This window comes from Streptomyces sp. NPDC017529, assembly GCF_044329785.1.
Taxonomy (GTDB): Bacteria; Actinomycetota; Actinomycetes; order Streptomycetales; family Streptomycetaceae; genus Streptomyces.
On record NZ_JBIRJY010000001.1, the window covers coordinates 673779 to 690911 of the forward strand.

Consider the following 17133-nt stretch of genomic DNA (forward strand, 5'->3'; position numbering starts at 1 on the left):
CTACTGCCGTGCGCGCCACCGCGGACACGCGTACGGGCGCCACTGCCGGCGCCGTACGATTCCCCCTGCGGTGCACTCGCGCGTCTACTGCCTTGCATTACGACAGATGCGAAGAATTGCTGGCAGGATCCGCCTGTTACCGATCCATCATGAAACTTATTGATACTGGTGCCATGCCCCGAGTACTTCTGATCGAGGACGACGCCGCCGTGCGCGACGGAGTCACCCTCGCGCTCCGCCGGCGCGGCCACGAGGTGGCGGCCGCCGCCAGCGGCGAGGACGGCCTCGACGTCCTGCCCTCCTTCCGCCCCGACATCGTGCTGCTGGACCTGATGCTCCCGGGCAAGGACGGCTTCGAGGTCTGCCGGCGCATCCGCGCCGACCGCCAGCTGCCGATCATCATGCTCACCGCCCGCGGCGACGACCTGGACGTGGTGCTCGGGCTGGAGGCCGGGGCCGACGACTACATCGTCAAACCCGCGCGGGGCGAGGTGCTGGAGGCGCGCATCCGCGCGGTGCTGCGGCGTACCGCGCTGCCCGCCGACGGGGACGCCGCCGGACCCGCCGAGCCGGGCCCGGCGCCCGTGGAGACGTACGGGGAACTGGCCGTCGACCGCGCCGGGCTGGTCGTCACCAAGGCCGGCGCCGACCTGCCGCTGGCCCCCTCGGAGATGAAGCTCCTGCTGTTCCTGTCCGCGACGCCCGGACAGGTCTTCAGCCGCCAGCAGCTCCTGGAGCACGTGTGGGAGCACAGCTACCACGGGGACGCGCGGCTGGTGGACGCGTGCGTCATGCGGCTGCGCACGAAGATCGAGGACACTCCTCGCAGCCCCCGGTACGTGCAGACCGTACGCGGCTTCGGCTACCGCTTCGGCCCCCTGTGAAGCGCCCACGGCCCGCCGGCCGGCCGCGGCGCTCCGTACTGCCCCGCTCGCTGCCGCGCGGCCTGCGGGCCCGGCTCGTCGTCGCGTTCCTGCTGGTCGCCGCGGTCAGCGCGCTGACCACCGCGGCGCTGACCTACCGCGAGGCCCGCAACGCCATCCTCCAGCGCTCCCAGGACACCGCGATCAAGGATCTCAGGGGGCAGGTCAACTCGCTCGCCCCCGACCTGGCGGTGCCGCCGACCCGCGCGGACGTGGACGACTTCGCCCGGCAGCTGGACCGCTCCGGCAAGGCCAGGGACTGGGACGTCTACGTCCAGTACAAGGGCGTCGCCGAGAAGGACAGGAACACCCTGCGCAACCCGGTCGTCGTCCCCGGCGAGCTGCGCGAATCGGTCGAGAAGCGGCATGTGACGGCGTTCCAGCGGGTGGACAGGGACGGCGCCCCGTGGCTGCTGATCGGCATGCCGGTGATGCAGTCGCAGACCGAGAACCGCGTGGCGTCCCCGCTCTCCGTCTACGCCCAGCTCCCGCTGTACGCCGAGGAGGCCAACGTCGAGGCGCTGGTGAGCGCGGCGCAGCGCGGTGCCCTGCCGGTGCTCGGCCTGGCCGTCGTCCCGGCCCTGCTCGCGGCCCGCGGCGTACTGCGCCCGGTGCGCGGGCTGCGGCAGGCCGCCGGGCGGATCGCCGAGGGCAAACTGGAGACCCGGCTGGAGGTCAAGGGCGCCGACGAACTCGCCGACCTGTCACGGACGTTCAACGACATGGCCGCCAAGCTGGAGGAGAGCGTCGCGGACCTGCGCCGCATGGAGGCCAACTCCCGGCGCTTCGCGGCCGACGTCTCGCACGAGCTGCGCACACCGCTCGCCGCGATGACCGCCGTCACCGACGTGCTCGACGAGGACGCCGACTCCCTCGACCCGGACACCGCCTCCGCCGTCCGCCTGATCAGCCAGGAGACCGGCAAGCTGGCGCGGATGGTCGAGGACCTGATGGAGGTCTCGCGCTTCGACGCCGGGGCCGCCGCGCTGCACCTGGACGAGGTGGACGTCGCCGAGACCATCCGCAAGACGCTCCAGGCCAGGGCCTGGCAGGGCCGGGTGGGCACCGAACTGCCGGACGGCGTGCGGGCGCGGCTGGACCCGCGGCGGCTGGACGTCGTCGTCGCCAACCTCGTCGGCAACGCGCTGCACCACGGCGGGGAGCCGGTACGGGTCCTGCTGCGGGCGCCGGAACCGGGCGACGAACGGCTGGTGGTCCAGATCAGGGACAGCGGTCCCGGCATCGACCCCGAGGTGCTCCCGCACGTCTTCGACCGCTTCTACAAGGCGGACTCCGCGCGCGCCCGCTCCGAGGGCAGCGGGCTGGGCCTGGCGATCGCCATGGAGAACGTACGGCTGCACGGCGGCACCATGCACGCCGCCAACTGCCCCGAGGGCGGCGCGGTGTTCACGGTGGAGCTGCCGCTGCACGAGCAGGAGGCGGGCGGCGGCACCGGGACGGCCGGAGAGCCGTCGCGGGAGTCCGCCGGCCGCACGCAAGACCGCCCGGCCGGCGCGGACGGCGGCCGGGCCAGGGCGGACGGCGACGGTGACCGCCTGGCGAAGAGCCCGCCGGCCGCACCGGCCGGGAAGGCGGACGAGGCATGAGCACCCCGAACTCCGTACGGGCCCGGCGCGCCGCGCTGGGCGGGCTGCTGATCGGCGCCCTCGCCGGCTGCGGCATCGCGCCGACCGGCGTCATCGACGCGGGCGAGCCCGCCCACGGCCTCAAGGCGCCGGGCAAGCCCGCGCCCGACGTCCAGCTGTACTTCCTCGGCCCGACCGGGCTGCGCCCCGCGAGCCGCCCGGCGACCGCGCCGGTCGGTCCCGAGGAGGCGATCAACCTGCTGCTGGCGGGCCCCAACGACGCCGAACGGCAGCGCGGCCTCTCCAACGTGCTGCCCCTGCTCCCCGGCCCGGTCACCGCCGAGGCGCGGGACGGCGCGGTCACCGTCCACCTGCCCACCAACGCCAAGCGGCTCGACACCCCCTCCATGAGCCAGCTGGTGTGCACCGCCGCGAACGCCTCCGTACCCGGCGGCCGGCGCCCCTCGGACGTCCAGGTGACGCTGGTGGGCGACAACATCAGGGTCGGGCCGATGGTGTGCGGCGGCGGCAACGCCTTCCCGTTCATCCAGCCCGGCTCCACCTCCGCCCCGGCACCGCCCGGCTGACGCGGGACCCGCCGCTCCCCTACGATCACCGCCAGGCACGGGGGCTCGGCGGGCGGTTGCGGCATCGGGAGGGCGGGCTCGGATGGCCGACGCAGGGGTGTACGACCAGGTTCACGACTACGTCGTCGTCGGCGCCGGGTCCGCGGGGTGCGTCCTCGCGGCCCGGCTGTCCGAGGACCCGACGGTACGGGTCGCGCTGGTGGAGGCGGGCGGACCCGACCGCGGACAGGAGGTCCGCGTCCCGGCGGCCTTCCCCAAGCTCTTCCGGACACCGTACGACTGGAACTTCACCACGACGCCCCAAGCGGGCCTGCACGGACGCGAGTTGTACTGGCCGCGCGGCCGGGTCCTCGGCGGCTCCTCGTCGCTCAACGCGATGATGTGGGTACGCGGGCACCGCGACGACTACGACGGCTGGGCCGAGACGGCGGGCGAGGAGTGGTCCTGGAGCGAGGTGGCCCGCTACTTCCGGCGCGCCGAGCGCTGGACCGGGCCGCGGGACGGCACGGCGCACGGCACGGCGGGCCCGCTGTGGATCTCCCCGGCACGCTCCGCCCACCCGCTGACCACCGCTTTCCTCGACGCCTGCGAGGAGGCCGGCCTCACCCGGCTGGCCGAACCCAACGGGCCCGACAACAGCGGCTGCGCGCCCACCCCGCTCACCCAGCGGCGCGGGCGCCGGTGGAGCGCGGCGGACGGCTACCTGCGCCCGGCCCTGCGCCGCGGCAACCTGCGGGTCGTCACAGGGCAGGAGGTCGGCCGGGTGCTGGTCGAGGACGGCCGGGCGTACGGCGTCGAGCTGCCCGGCGGCCGGATCAGGGCCCGCCGCGAGGTCGTCCTGTCGGCGGGCGCGGTCGGCTCCCCGCACCTGCTGCTGCGCTCCGGCATCGGCGACGCCGACCAGCTGGCGGAGGCGGGCATCGAGCCGGTGGCCGAACTCCCCGCCGTGGGCCGCCACCTCCAGGACCACCTGTCCGTACCGGTCCTGATGCGGACCGCGCTGCCCTGCACGCTCACCGGCGCCGACACCCCCGTGAACATCGCGCGCTACCTCCTGACCCGGCGCGGCCCGATGACCTCCAACATCGGCGAGGCCGTCGCGTTCTGCCGCAGCGGGCCCGGCCCCGCGGCGCCGGATCTGGAGCTGATCTTCGCACCGGTGCCGTTCGTCGAACACGGCCTGGAGGCGCCGACCGAACACGGCGTCACGATCGGGGTGATCCTGCTCCGCCCGGAGAGCCGGGGCCGGATCACCCTGGGCGACGGCCCGGACGCGCCGCCGCTCGTCGACCCCGGGTACCTGACGGCCGCAGCGGACCTGCGGCGCCTGCTGGCCGGGGTGCGCCTCGCCGAGCGGCTGTACGCGACGCGGGCGCTGGCCCCGCACGTCACCAGGCCCCTGGAGCCGTGGCCCGGCGAGCAGGACGACGCCGCGGCGGGAGAGACGGTGCGCGCCGTCGCGGAGACCCTGTACCACCCGGTCGGCACCTGCCGGATGGGCACCGGCGAGGACTCCGTGACCGACCCCCGCCTCCGCGTACGCGGTGTCGCGGGCCTCCGCGTGGCGGACGCCTCGGTCATGCCGGCCATCACACGGGGGCACACCCACGCCCCCACGGTGATGATCGCCGAGCGGGCCGCCGACCTGCTGCGTGGCTGACGGCAGCCTCCCGGGGTGAGCGTCTATATGCGCATTCATCCGGAAAGCCGGACACTGGACCATCCGGGGCACGCCCCGGAACAGCACAGAAAGTGACGCCCGTGGACCGTGGGTGACGCACTTGCGGGGCCGCGGGCCGGAACGGACGACGGGAGGCCGCGATGACGGAATCCGTGTTGCGCGAGAGGACGGGGCGGGCGTTCGGCCGGCTGGTCGACCGGTACCTGGACATGCCGGAGCCCGTCACGCCCGACACCGAGTGCGTCCGCGACCTGCGCGTACCGATGCCGGACGGCACCGTCCTGCTCGCCGACCGCTACCGCCCGCGCGGCGCCGGGCCGCTGCCCGTGGTGCTGCTGCGCACCCCGTACGGCAAGCACAAGCCCGACATCAAGCTGTTCGCGGGCGTGCTGGCCCGCCGCGGCTTCCAGGTCGTGACGCAGAACGTACGCGGCGTCTTCGGCTCGGGCGGCGAGTTCCGCGCCTTCGTGCACGAGAAGGACGACGGCCTGGCGACCGCGGCATGGCTGCGCGAACGGTCCTGGTGCGACGGGCGGCTGGCCACCGCGGGAGCCAGCTACCTCGGGCACGCGGAGTGGGCGATCGGCCCGTACCTCGACCCGCCCCTGGAGGCGATGTGCCTGGGCATCACCACCTCCGACTTCCCCGCCGCCTTCTATCCCGGCGGGGTGCTGGCGCTGCACAACATGCTGGTGTGGTCCTCGGCGACCGGCACCCAGGAGGAGGCGCCGCTCGGCGGTCTGCTGCCCAATCCGCTGCACGACCGCCGGGTCCAGCGCGCGATGCGCCGGCTGCCGGTCGGCGAGTCCGATCTCGCCGCGATAGGGCGGCCCGAGCGTTTCCTGCGCGAGGTCAGCGCGCACGCGGAGCCGGGGGACGACTTCTGGGCGCCGATCGACCACAGTGCCGCGGCGCTGCGGATGACCACGCCGACCAGCATGGTGGCCGGCTGGTGGGACCTGTTCCTGCCGTACCAGCTGCGGGACTTCACGGCGCTCACCGCAGCCGGGCACCGCTCGCGGATCACGATCGGGCCGTGGGCCCACGACCGGAACGCGCTGAAGGCCACGCTCACCGACCACGTGTCCTGGCTCAGTGCCCGGCTGGCCGGTGACAGCACGCAGCTGCACCAGTCGCCGGTCCGGCTCTACCTCCAGCGCGCGGGCCGCTGGCTGGACTTCGACCGGTGGCCCCCGCCGCAGTCCGTACCGACCGCGCTGCACCTCCAGCCGTCCGGCGGCCTCGACTGGGCCGCACCGCCGGACAGCCCGCCCGACCGCTTCACGTACCACGGCGCCGACCCGACCCCGTCCACCGGCGGCCCGCTGCTCCTGCCGGGCGAGATACGGCAGCAGGACAACACGGCGGTCGAACGGCGGCCGGACGTGCTGCTGTTCACCGGCAACCCGCTGCCCCGCGACCTCGACCTGATCGGCCCGGTGTCGGCCGTGGTACACGTCCGCACGGACTCCGGTCACGGCGATGTCTTCGTGCGGCTGTGCGACGTGGACCGGGCCGGTGTCTCCCGCAACGTCACCGACGGCATCCTGCGGCTGCGCCCCGGCTCGCCCGCGGCGGACGCCGATGGCGTGGTGGCCGCCCGGGTGGAACTGCATCCGACCGGCTACCGGTTCCTGCGCGGGCACAGCCTGCGGGTACAGGTGGCGGGCGGCGCCTTCCCGCGGTTCGCGCGCCACCACGGGACGGGCGAGCCGGCCGCGTCGGCCGTCGCCTGCCGCCCGGTACGGTTCGAGGTCTTCCACGAGCCGGGCCGCCCCTCCGCCCTCGTCCTGCCCCTGATGACCGCGGGGACTGAACCGGCGTGAGCGCGGTACTCGTCGCCCCGGTCCGCGCGCCGCGCGGCCGGCACCGGAGACGGTGCCCTGCCGAGGGCCCAGTGGGCCGAGGAGAAGACATGGGACTGGTCAAAGCGGCCGTGATCGTGCTCGACTGCTCCGAGCCGGAGAAGCTGGCCGACTTCTACTCCAAGATCCTGGAAGGCGAGATCCGTACCGAGCACCTGCCCGACCGGGTCGAGGTGATCGCCGTCAACCGCACCCACCTGTCCTTCCGCCGCGACCTGAACATGACGCCGCCGACCTGGCCGCGCCCCGACAGCTCGCTCCAGGCCCACTTGGACCTGCTGGTCGACGAGGAGGACATGGACGCCGCCGAACGCAAGGTGGTGGGCCTGGGCGCGCGCCCGCTGGACACCAAGGACGACACCGGCCCGCACGAGGTACGGCTGTACGCGGACCCGGCCGGGCACCCGTTCTCCCTGCGCTGCTCGCTGCATTCGGGGCCGAAGACCGACTGACCCGCGGCGCGCCTCACCCCGGCCCCAGGCGCAGCCTCAGGAAGCGCGGCCGGTACAGCTCGACGTCGCCGTTGACCTGGGCGGCTGAGGGGGCGCCCGGCGGGCCGAGCCAGTTCACGTCGTAACTGAGCAGCAGGCCGCCGGGGCCGGTGAACTCCGGGTGGGCCTGCGGGTTGTAGGCGGCGACGCGGTGCTGTCCGGTGGGGTCGGCCGGCCGGGGCGGGGTGATGCGCCCGGCCGGCCCGTGCCACGGGCCCTGGGCCGAGCACGACCAGTACGTGGTGACGGCCGACAGCCCGTCGCCGTCCGCGCCCGGGGTGTCCATCGACAGCAGGACCCAGGTGGTGCCGTCCCGTACGACGGTGAAGGAGCTGCCCACGCCGCGCCCCGGGCCCTCGCGGATCACCGGGGCCGCCCGGTCCGCCTCCGGCTGCCAGCCCCGCCCGTCCCAGAACTCCCAGGCGCCCGCCTCACCGAGCCGCCCGGCCGGCACGCGGGCCAGATAGGCGTTGGAGCTCGTGCGCACGGGGCCGTCGTCGCCGCCGAAGACGTACGTCCACCCACCGTCCGTCACGGACGCGGTGCCGTACAGCACCCGGCGCGCGGGGTCCGGTACGTGGTTCTGGCCGACGACCGGGGTGATGCCTTCCAGCCGCAGGTCCGGCAGGGAGAGGGTGGCGACCTCGGTCGAGCGGGGGACACCGAAGATCCACGGGTCCCGGCCCGGCGTGCGGTCCCACAGCAGGACGCGTACCACCTGCTCGGCGGACCCGGGTGCCCGCGGCTCCACCTGGGCCCGCACCGGCCAGCGCCAGCCGTCCGGCAGGTCGGGGAAGAACGGCCCGGGTCCGGCGCCGGTGCCGCCCGTCAGGGTTCGCTCCAGGCGGCCCGAAGGGTCCATGACCACCAGGGAGTTGTGCGTCAGCCCGGGGGCGCGGCCGGTGTCGGCGGAGCGCCAGGGGCGGTGTTGGCCCAGCGGGTTGGGCGGCGGCTGCACCCGGTCGAGGAAGGTGTCGGAGAAGAGCCACAGCGTGCGCCCGTCGGGCAGCCGTACCGAGTGCGTGCCGTCGCCGCCGGTCCAGTCGTCCACGCGGGTGTTGTCGTTGCCGTACCGGGTGAATTCGCCGGTGAAGCGGGACTCGGCCGCCCATGAGGTGATCTTGCGCCCGGTGCACGCCGGTGCCTCGCGGTCCGGGAGCGCGAGCAGGACGGCCACGCCGGCGACCAGGGCGAGTACCGCCGCCACGGTGACGGTTCGCCGCATCGGCGGCACGCGCATGGGCGTGTCCCTCCTCGCTCCGGTGGCGGGCGCCCACCGTACAGAAGTGGTCAGGCGGCGACCGCGGAACACCGGGAAGTGCCAAAAATGCGGTGGTTTGTGCGCCAGGAGTGACTACTCGCGGGTAGTGAGACGGCCGGGAAGGCGATCGTAGAGCTTCCCAATGGAGCAATCCCAGGTCAACGAGTGCAAGGTCACAGCCCGACGCCCTGCTCTGGCTAACGACCGTTCGCCTAGCCTGCTGCCATGACCGCCCAGCCCCCCGAACTCCCTCTGGCCGCCGCGTTCGCCGACGCGGACCGCGAGCAGTGGCAGCGCCTGGTCGAAGGCGTCCTGCGCAAATCGGGCGCCGCGGAGGCGACCGGCGCCGCCGCCGAAGACGCGCTCGCCACCGCCCTCCAGGACGGCATCCGGGTCCGTCCGCTCTACACCGCCGACGACGCGCCCGCCGCTGCCGCCGCCACCGGCCGCCCCGGATTCCCGCCGTTCGTACGGGCCGGCCGCGCCCAGGGCAGCACCGTCGCGGGCTGGGACGTACGGCAGCGCCACGCCCTGGCCGACCCGCGGCGCGCCAACGAGGCGGTCCTCGCCGACCTGGAGAACGGCGTCACGTCGCTGTGGCTGGCCGCCGGCGACGGCGGGGTGCCCGTGGCGGACCTGGCCACGGCGCTCGAAGGGGTCTATCTCGACCTGGCGGCCGTCGTCCTGGACGCCGGCGCGGACTTCGCCGAGGCGGCCGAGACGTTCTTCGGGATCTGCGCCGGCCAGGGCGTGGCGCCCTCCGAGACGGCGGGCGGCCTGGGCGCCGACCCGCTGGGCCTGGTGGCCAGGACCGGCCGCTCGGACGACCTGGCCGGGCGGCTGAAGGCGGCCGCAGGACTGGCCCGCCGCTGCGCCGGCGAGGCGCCGCGGATGCGCGCGCTGGCCGTGGACGCGCTGCCGTACCACGAGGCGGGCGGCTCGGCCGCCGAGGAACTGGGCTGCTCGCTGGCCACCGGCGTGGCCTATCTGCGCGAGCTGACCGCGGCCGGTCTCGGCGTGGAGGCCGCCTGCGGGCAGCTGGAGTTCCGGTACGCGGCGACCGCCGACCAGTTCCTGACGATCGCCAAGCTGCGGGCCGCCCGGCGGCTGTGGTCGCGGGTCGCCGAGGCGTGCGGCGCCGCGCCCGCCGCGCGTGCGCAGCGGCAACACGCGGTGACCTCGGCGGTCATGATGACCCGTCGGGACCCGTGGGTGAACATGCTGCGCACCACCGTGGCGGGGTTCTCGGCGGGGGTGGGCGGCGCGGACGCCGTCACCGTCCTGCCGTTCGACGACGCGCTCGGGCTGCCGGACGCGTTCGCCCGCCGTATCGCGCGCAACACCCAGTCGATCCTGCTGGAGGAGTCGCACCTGTCGAAGGTGATCGACCCGGCGGGCGGTTCCTGGTACGTGGAGCGGCTGACCGACGAGCTGGCCCGCGCGGCGTGGGGCTGGTTCCAGGAGATCGAGGCCGCGGGCGGGCAGGCCGCGGCGCTCGGCTCCGGGATGGTCGGCGAGCGGCTGGCCTCGACCTGGCGCAAGCGGTCCGAGGACCTCGCGCACCGCCGCGAACCGGTCACCGGCGTCAGCGAGTTCCCCTTCCTGGCCGAGCCGCCGGTGGAGCGCGAGCCCGCGCCCGTACCGGCCGGCGGCGGGCTGCCGCGGGTCCGCAGGGACGAGGCGTACGAGGCGCTGCGCGCCCGCTCGGACGTGCACCTGGCGGCCACCGGCGCCCGCCCGAAGGCGTTTCTCGCGGCGCTCGGCCCGGCCGCGGTGCACACCGCACGCGCCACCTTCGCCTCCAACCTCCTCCAGGCGGGCGGCGTCGAGCCGGTGCACGAGCCGGTCTCGGTGGACGCGGAGTCGGCGGCCGAGGCGTTCACGGCGAGCGGCGCGGGTATCGCCTGTCTGTGTTCGAGTGACGCGCTGTACGCCGAACAGGCGGCGGAGGTCGCGGCGGCCCTGAAGGCGGCGGGCGCGCGGCAGGTGCTGCTGGCCGGGAAACCGGGCGAGCGGCGGGAAGCATACGAACGAGCCGGAGTGGACGCCTTCGTCTTCGCGGGCTGCGACGCGGTCGGGGTGCTGACCTCGGCCCTGGATGTCATGGAGGTGGCGTGATGGAGCACGCGACACGGCAGGCGGGCGCCATCCCGGACTTCAGCACGGTCGAACTGGGCGAGCCGCAGGTTCCGGAGGGCGACGCCGCGCAGTGGGCGGCCGCCGTCCAGGAGGCCACCGGCAAGGGCGTCGAGGACCTCGTGTGGGAGACGCCCGAGGGCATCGACGTCAAGCCGCTGTACACCGGCGAGGACCTGGCCGGGCTGGACTTCCTGCGCACGTACCCGGGCATCACGCCGTATCTGCGCGGCCCGTACCCGACCATGTACGTCAACCAGCCCTGGACGATCCGGCAGTACGCGGGCTTCTCCACCGCCGAGGAGTCCAACGCCTTCTACCGGCGCAACCTGGCGGCCGGCCAGAAGGGCCTGTCCGTCGCCTTCGACCTGCCGACCCACCGCGGCTACGACAGCGACCACCCGCGGGTGACCGGTGACGTCGGCATGGCGGGCGTGGCCATCGACTCGATCTACGACATGCGGCAGCTCTTCTCCGGCATCCCGCTGGACAAGATGACGGTGTCGATGACGATGAACGGCGCAGTGCTGCCCGTCCTCGCGCTCTACATCGTGGCCGCCGAGGAGCAGGGCGTACCGCCCGAGAAGCTGGCCGGGACCATCCAGAACGACATCCTCAAGGAGTTCATGGTCCGCAACACCTACATCTATCCGCCGCGCCCCTCGATGCGGATCATCTCCGACATCTTCGCGTACACCTCGCAGAAGATGCCGCGCTACAACTCCATCTCCATCTCCGGCTACCACATCCAGGAAGCGGGCGCGACGGCCGACCTGGAGCTGGCGTACACCCTCGCGGACGGCGTCGAGTACCTGAAGGCGGGCATCGACGCGGGGATGGACGTGGACTCCTTCGCGCCGCGGCTGTCCTTCTTCTGGGCGATCGGCATGAACTTCTTCATGGAGATCGCCAAGCTGCGCGCCGCCCGGCTGCTGTGGGCCAAGCTGGTGCAGCGGTTCGACCCGAAGAACCCCAAGTCCCTTTCCCTGCGCACCCATTCGCAGACCTCCGGCTGGTCGCTGACCGCGCAGGACGTGTTCAACAACGTGACGCGCACGTGCGTGGAGGCGATGGCCGCGACGCAGGGCCACACCCAGTCGCTGCACACCAACGCGCTGGACGAGGCCCTGGCCCTGCCCACCGACTTCTCCGCGCGCATCGCCCGCAACACGCAGCTCTTCCTCCAGCAGGAGTCGGGCACCTGCCGGGTCATCGACCCCTGGGGCGGCAGCGCGTACGTCGAGAAGCTCACCCACGACCTGGCGCGCCGGGCCTGGCAGCACATCGAGGAGGTCGAGGCGGCCGGCGGCATGGCCAAGGCCATCGACGCGGGCATCCCGAAGCTGCGCGTGGAGGAGGCCGCGGCCCGTACGCAGGCGCGGATCGACTCGGGGCGGCAGGCGCTGATCGGCGTCAACAAGTACCGGGTGGACACCGACGAGCAGATCGACGTGCTGAAGGTCGACAACTCCGCGGTGCGCACGCAGCAGATCGACAAGCTGCGGCGGCTGCGCGCGGAGCGCGACGAGGCGGCCTGCCAGGACGCGCTGCGCGCGCTGACCGCCGCCGCCGAGGCCGGTCCCGGTCGGGGCCTGGAGGGCAACCTGCTGGCGCTGGCCGTGAACGCGGCCCGTGCCATGGCGACCGTGGGTGAGATCTCCGACGCACTGGAGAAGGTCTACGGACGCCACTCGGGCCAGATCCGTACGATCTCCGGTGTGTACCGAGACGAAGCAGGGCCGTCCTCCGGGGTGGACCGGACCCGGGACCTGGTGGCGGAGTTCGAGCGGGCCGAGGGGCGCCGGCCGCGCATCCTGGTCGCCAAGATGGGCCAGGACGGCCACGACCGCGGCCAGAAGGTGATCGCCACGGCCTTCGCCGACCTGGGCTTCGACGTGGACGTCGGCCCGCTGTTCCAGACGCCGGCGGAGGTCGCCCGGCAGGCGGTGGAGGCGGACGTGCACATCGTCGGCGTCTCCTCGCTGGCCGCCGGACACCTGACGCTGGTGCCCGCGCTGCGCGAGGAACTGGCGGCGCAGGACCGGGAGGACATCATGATCGTGGTGGGCGGGGTGATCCCGCCCGGCGACATCCCGGCGCTGCACGAGGCGGGCGCCGCGGCCGTCTTCCCGCCCGGGACGGTGATCCCGGTTGCCGCGTACGACCTGGTCAAGGACCTCGCCGGGGTCCTCGGCCACGACCTGTGAGCCGGTACGTTGACGCCTGAGACCCCCCGGGGACCCGCCAGGGCCCGCAAGCGACCGACGATCGACGTCGACCAGTACGCGGCGGGCGTGCGCGAGGGCTCCCGGGCCTGGATCGCGCGCGCCATCACGCTGGTGGAGTCCACCCGCGCCGACCACCGGGCGCTCGCGCAGCGACTGCTGGTCGAGCTGCTGCCGTACTCCGGCACGGCCCGGCGGGTCGGCATCAGCGGCGTGCCCGGAGTCGGCAAGTCGACGTTCATCGACGCGCTCGGCACCCAGCTGACGGGGGCCGGGCACCGGGTCGCCGTACTGGCCGTCGACCCGTCGTCCAGCCGTACCGGCGGCTCCATCCTGGGCGACAAGACCCGGATGGAGCGGCTGGCCGCCGACCCGGCGGCGTTCGTGCGCCCCTCCCCCACCTCGGGCACGCTCGGCGGGGTGGCGCGGGCGACGCGGGAGTCCATCGTCGTCATGGAGGCCGCGGGCTACGACGTGGTGCTCGTCGAGACGGTGGGCGTCGGCCAGTCGGAGACGGCCGTCGCCAACATGGTCGACACGTTCCTGCTGCTCACCCTGGCCCGCACCGGCGACCAGCTCCAGGGCATCAAGAAGGGCGTGCTGGAGCTGGCGGACCTGGTGTCGGTCAACAAGGCGGACGGGCCGCACGAGCGCGACGCCAAGTCGGCGGCCAGGGAACTGTCCGGCGCGCTGCGCCTGCTCCAGCCCCCGGACGCCGCCTGGACCCCGCCGGTCCTCACGTGCAGCGCCCGCGAGGGCACCGGCCTGGACACGGTCTGGGACCGCGTGGAACAGCACCGCAAGCTGCTGGAGTCCACCGGGGCACTGGCCGCCAAGCGGCGCGACCAGCAGGTCGACTGGACCTGGTCGATGGTCCGCGAGCAGCTGCTGAACCGCCTTCAGGACCACCCTGGCGTACGGGACGTGGCCCCGGAGGTGGAGCGGGAGGTACGGGCGGGCACCCTGACGGCGACGCTCGCGGCGGAACGCATCCTGGACGCGTTCGAGGCGCCGGACGGGCCGTGAGGCCGGGCGAGCCGGCGCCTCGGCGCCACGGGCTCAGATGGTCAGGCCGCCGTCGACGGGCAGGATCGCGCCCGTCACGAACGACGCGCGGTCGCTGAGCAGCCACGCGGCGGCCTGCGCCACCTCTTCCGGAGCGGCCGCGCGGCGCAGCGGCGTGCGGGAGGTGAGCCGGTCGAGGACGCCGGGTTCGCGGGCGGCCCAGTCCTCGATCATGGCGGTCATGGTGGTGCCGGGGGCGATGGCGTTCACGCGGATGCCCTGGGGGCCGTACTCGACGGCCGCGGTCTGGGTGAGGCTGTTGACGGCCCGCTTGGAGGCGCCGTAAAGGCCGAGTCCGGCCGACGGCTTCAGGCTGCCGACGCTGCTGTTGTTGACGATCGCGCCGGTGCCGGCGGTGGCGGTGATCGCCCGTATCTCGGCGGCCATCGCCAGCCAGACGCCCTTGTGGTTGACGGCGGTGATCCGGTCGAAGTCCGCCTCCGGGATCTCGGCCAGCGGGGCGTGCGCGATGCCCGTGCCCGCGTTGTTGAACGCGCCGTCCAGGCGCCCGTGGTGCTCCACGGCCGTGTCCACCGCCCGCTGTACGGCGGCCGGGTCCGCCAGGTCCGCGACGACGTAATCCGCGGTACCGCCCGCCGCCCGTACCTCCTCGGCCACCGCGGCCAGCTCCGCGCCGGTCCGCGCGGCCAGCACCACCGAGGCCCCTTCTCGCGCGAACAGCCGGGCCGCGGCGGCGCCGATGCCGCGGCCCGCACCGGTGATCAGCACCACCTTGCCGTCCAGCAGCCCGGCGCCGCCCGTGCTCCGCTCCGTACCCGTGGTCTCCGTCATGCTGATCATTGTGCAGGCCCACGGGCGGCCGGGGACCGCGGGGCATCCGCATCGAGGAGCTGTAGGGGCCGGGGGACGGCTGCGGGGCGGGGCGGTGGGCGCGGGCCCGCCGCCCCGCCCCGGCGTCAGCGGATGTTGACGTCGATGCAGGCGTAGAAGGCGTTGGAGGTGTCCGCGACGTTCCAGACGGCGAGCACCTTCTGCTTGCCCTTGAGGCCCTGGAAGTTCACGTTGTGCGTGACGGTGGCGGGCGGCTGGGCCCCGTGGTCGTCGAACTCGGCGATCTTGCGTCCGCCGATGAAGTACTGCCAGGTGCTGGTGCGGTGCTGGGCCGTCAGCCGCCAGGTGAAGTTCTGGGAGGCGCCGACGGAGGTGGCCTTCCAGCCCTTGCTGTCGTCGTCGAGCTCCCGGAACCGGGCGTTTCCGCCGCTGCAGCTCTTGAGGCCCTTGGGCCCCTCGACGCTCTGCGGCTCCCACTTGATGGGCCCGCAGGAGACGGTGCCCGCCGCGCACTGGGCCTGCCGGCTGGCCGGGGCGTTCACATAGCCGTGCGCACTGGCCGAACTCGCCGGCAGGGTCACGACGAGCAGCGGAGCCAGCGCGGCGCCGACGGCCGTGGCGATCTTCCTCTTCTGGTGCATGTCGACTCCTTCACGGTGGAGGCCCGCGCGGGACGGGGCGCCTGCCGGCGCCGCCGCGCCGTACGCCGGGTCCTGGCGGGGGCCTCGCTGGTGGGGGTGGGTGACGCGAAGGTGTGGTGCCGGCGTGCGAGGACGCGGCCGCCCCGTGGTGCAGTGCCGACTACGTGGGGAAGGCCGGACTCCCGCTCGCCAATTGGTCTAGACTTTACTGATTGTCAGGCAACGGTCAAGAGGCTGGACATCGGCACGTTCCGCCTCTCCCGTACCGGCACCCCCGCCGCTACCGGCCCGCGACATGGCCGCGGGCCGGGTCACCACCGCCGCCTCACACCTTGGGGATGTCGAAGTACCGGTTCATGTTGGCGGCCAGTCCGAGGTCGCCCGACACCTTGATCTTGCGGGTCAGGACCATCGTCACCGGATTGCCGTTGCCCGAGACCAGCCGCAGGAACTCCGCGTCCCCCATGGCCAGCGTCAGCCGCGGCTCCTCCTCCCCGGCACCCTCGCGGACCGTGCAGACCCCGTCCGCGAGCGTGGTCTCGTAGACGGCCTCCCACTCCCCCGTGATCCGCCAGCGGATCACCGCGCGCAGCGCGCCGGCGTTCTCCGGGCGGAACTGCCGCCCCATCCGCCCGAAGACCTCGCCGAGCACCCGCTCCCGCAGCTCCCCGCGCGCGAGCCGGCCGATCTCCTTGCCGGACAGCCCCTTCACGATCCGCGCGAACTCCTCGGGCGTGACGCTCGCGAAGTCGAGCTCGGCCAGCAGCGACCTGACATCTTGGGCCACGGCACTCTCCTTGTGTCACGGTTCCTCTCCCTGCATGGTGCACGTACGGCATCGGGCGCCGCTTCGCGGGGGCACCGTCCGGCGGCCGCACACCGGTTCCCGGGCGATTGGCGGCGGCCTTCGCGGTTACCCGTCGGGGAAAACCGGGAAGAGGGGAGAACCGCCATGTCCACATCCGCCACCACACCGGCCACCGACGAGGCCGCGGTACCCGTGCGCAGCGGCAGTACGGAGTCGGCCGTCGACCGGGTCGCCGACTTCTACGGCAGCTACCTCGACGCCGTACACGACGAGGGGCGGGGCAAGCTGGCCGAGGCGCTGCGCGCCCACTACCTCACCGCCGAACTCCAGGCACGCCTGGACCACTGGGAGCGGCAGGAGCACGCCGACGGCGTGTTACGCGCCAAGGACGCCCCCAGGGCCTGGCGCGTCACCTACAACGACGGCGCCATGGGCCGCGCGTGGTCCCGCGTCCGCCTGACCTGGGGCAGCCCGGACCACCCGAGCCACACCCAGCTGCTCGTCACGTCCGACCTGGACACCTTGCGCATCTCCGACATCCAGCCGGCCCCCGGCCCGGAGCGGTAGCCGGCCGGGCGGAGGATACGGGCGTCGGCACAGCGCCCGATCTGTCGACAGGTCCACCTTTCTGACCTGCCGTTACGGGCCCGGGGGCGCGGTGGGATAGGTTCGTTCGACATTCCGTTCGCCCTGGAGGTTGCAGGTATGCCGGTCGTAGTCGCCACGATCAGGACGAAGCCCGGCGAGCTGGAGGCCGCGCTCGACGTCTTCCGCTCGCACGCGCCCGCCGTCCACAAGGAGGACGGCTGCCTGCTGTACGCGGTGCACGCGGGCACCGACCGCGTGGTGGTCGTCGAGAACTGGGCGGACGGTGCCGCGCTGGACGCCCACTCCCGGGGCGCGGCGCTCAGCGAGATCGCCGCCGGCGTGACCGGCCTGCTCGCCGCCCCGATGGACGTCGCCGTCCTGGACGCCGTCCCGATGGGCGACCCGGGCAAATCCACGCTTTAAGGCCACATCGCCATCCCGTCGTTCGCAAAAGAACGGCAAACACTCCGTCAATTGTTCTGCC

15 protein-coding genes are annotated in these 17133 nt (G+C 73.7%); 11 read left to right on the forward strand and 4 right to left on the reverse strand.

The features are described from left to right. Positions 1 to 173 precede the first annotated feature (173 nt). From ACH4K4_RS02590 to ACH4K4_RS02615, 6 genes are all read left to right on the forward strand, one after another. Positions 174 to 884 carry a response regulator gene (locus tag ACH4K4_RS02590; RefSeq protein ID WP_398164221.1) on the forward strand — a complete coding sequence of 237 codons (711 nt, stop codon included), beginning with the start codon at positions 174 to 176 and terminating at the stop codon, positions 882 to 884. Beyond that, complete coding sequence (locus ACH4K4_RS02595) at positions 881 to 2530, forward strand: ATP-binding protein (RefSeq protein WP_398164222.1); 1650 nt, start codon at positions 881 to 883, stop codon at positions 2528 to 2530. The genes ACH4K4_RS02590 and ACH4K4_RS02595 overlap by 4 nt, the downstream gene beginning before the upstream one ends. Next, positions 2527 to 3096 (forward strand): hypothetical protein, encoded by a 570-nt coding sequence (locus ACH4K4_RS02600; protein ID WP_398164223.1) that lies wholly within the window; start codon positions 2527 to 2529, stop codon positions 3094 to 3096. Before ACH4K4_RS02595 ends, ACH4K4_RS02600 begins: the two co-directional genes overlap by 4 nt. An 82-nt stretch (positions 3097 to 3178) precedes the next feature. Beyond that, a complete protein-coding gene (locus ACH4K4_RS02605; protein ID WP_398164225.1) occupies positions 3179 to 4756 on the forward strand; it encodes a GMC family oxidoreductase in 1578 nt (525 codons plus the stop codon). 161 nt (positions 4757 to 4917) lie between these two features. After that, positions 4918 to 6603 carry a CocE/NonD family hydrolase gene (locus ACH4K4_RS02610; RefSeq protein WP_398164226.1) on the forward strand — a complete coding sequence of 562 codons (1686 nt, stop codon included), beginning with the start codon at positions 4918 to 4920 and terminating at the stop codon, positions 6601 to 6603. Positions 6604 to 6692: 89 nt separating this feature from the next. Next, a complete protein-coding gene (locus ACH4K4_RS02615; RefSeq protein WP_398164228.1) occupies positions 6693 to 7094 on the forward strand; it encodes a VOC family protein in 402 nt (133 codons plus the stop codon). A 13-nt stretch (positions 7095 to 7107) separates the two neighbouring features. On the opposite strand, the gene ACH4K4_RS02620 is transcribed toward ACH4K4_RS02615, so the two are convergent. Next, positions 7108 to 8373, reverse strand: coding sequence for a DUF4185 domain-containing protein (locus tag ACH4K4_RS02620; protein WP_398164229.1), 1266 nt, complete (start codon positions 8371 to 8373; stop codon positions 7108 to 7110). A 246-nt stretch (positions 8374 to 8619) separates the two neighbouring features. Between ACH4K4_RS02620 and ACH4K4_RS02625 the strand changes: the two genes are divergently transcribed. Genes ACH4K4_RS02625 through meaB form a run of 3 tightly spaced genes read left to right on the forward strand, consistent with a single transcriptional unit; the run spans position 8620 to position 13781 of the window. Next, the gene (locus tag ACH4K4_RS02625; protein WP_398164231.1) at positions 8620 to 10512 is read left to right on the forward strand and encodes a methylmalonyl-CoA mutase family protein; all 1893 of its coding nucleotides are present in this window, start codon (positions 8620 to 8622) and stop codon (positions 10510 to 10512) included. After that, positions 10512 to 12737, forward strand: a complete 2226-nt coding sequence (scpA, locus tag ACH4K4_RS02630) for a methylmalonyl-CoA mutase (protein WP_398164233.1) — start codon at positions 10512 to 10514, stop codon at positions 12735 to 12737. The genes ACH4K4_RS02625 and scpA overlap by 1 nt, the downstream gene beginning before the upstream one ends. A 9-nt stretch (positions 12738 to 12746) precedes the next feature. Then, positions 12747 to 13781 (forward strand): methylmalonyl Co-A mutase-associated GTPase MeaB, encoded by a 1035-nt coding sequence (meaB, locus tag ACH4K4_RS02635; protein WP_398164234.1) that lies wholly within the window; start codon positions 12747 to 12749, stop codon positions 13779 to 13781. Positions 13782 to 13814: 33 nt separating this feature from the next. Here meaB and ACH4K4_RS02640 read toward each other — a convergent pair whose 3' ends face one another. The 3 genes from ACH4K4_RS02640 to ACH4K4_RS02650 form a co-directional block, all read right to left on the reverse strand. Further along, the gene (locus ACH4K4_RS02640; protein WP_398164236.1) at positions 13815 to 14612 is read right to left on the reverse strand and encodes an SDR family NAD(P)-dependent oxidoreductase; all 798 of its coding nucleotides are present in this window, start codon (positions 14610 to 14612) and stop codon (positions 13815 to 13817) included. A 125-nt stretch (positions 14613 to 14737) separates the two neighbouring features. Beyond that, positions 14738 to 15253 (reverse strand): lytic polysaccharide monooxygenase auxiliary activity family 9 protein, encoded by a 516-nt coding sequence (locus ACH4K4_RS02645; RefSeq protein ID WP_398164238.1) that lies wholly within the window; start codon positions 15251 to 15253, stop codon positions 14738 to 14740. A gap of 325 nt (positions 15254 to 15578) precedes the next feature. Then, a complete protein-coding gene (locus ACH4K4_RS02650; RefSeq protein WP_398164239.1) occupies positions 15579 to 16040 on the reverse strand; it encodes an SCP2 sterol-binding domain-containing protein in 462 nt (153 codons plus the stop codon). Between the two features lie 165 nt (positions 16041 to 16205). Here ACH4K4_RS02650 and ACH4K4_RS02655 point away from each other — a divergent pair, with 165 nt between their 5' ends. Both ACH4K4_RS02655 and ACH4K4_RS02660 read left to right on the forward strand, forming a co-directional pair. After that, the gene (locus tag ACH4K4_RS02655; protein ID WP_398164241.1) at positions 16206 to 16628 is read left to right on the forward strand and encodes a hypothetical protein; all 423 of its coding nucleotides are present in this window, start codon (positions 16206 to 16208) and stop codon (positions 16626 to 16628) included. 138 nt (positions 16629 to 16766) lie between these two features. Next, the gene (locus ACH4K4_RS02660; protein WP_360123624.1) at positions 16767 to 17072 is read left to right on the forward strand and encodes a putative quinol monooxygenase; all 306 of its coding nucleotides are present in this window, start codon (positions 16767 to 16769) and stop codon (positions 17070 to 17072) included. Positions 17073 to 17133: the final 61 nt, after the last annotated feature.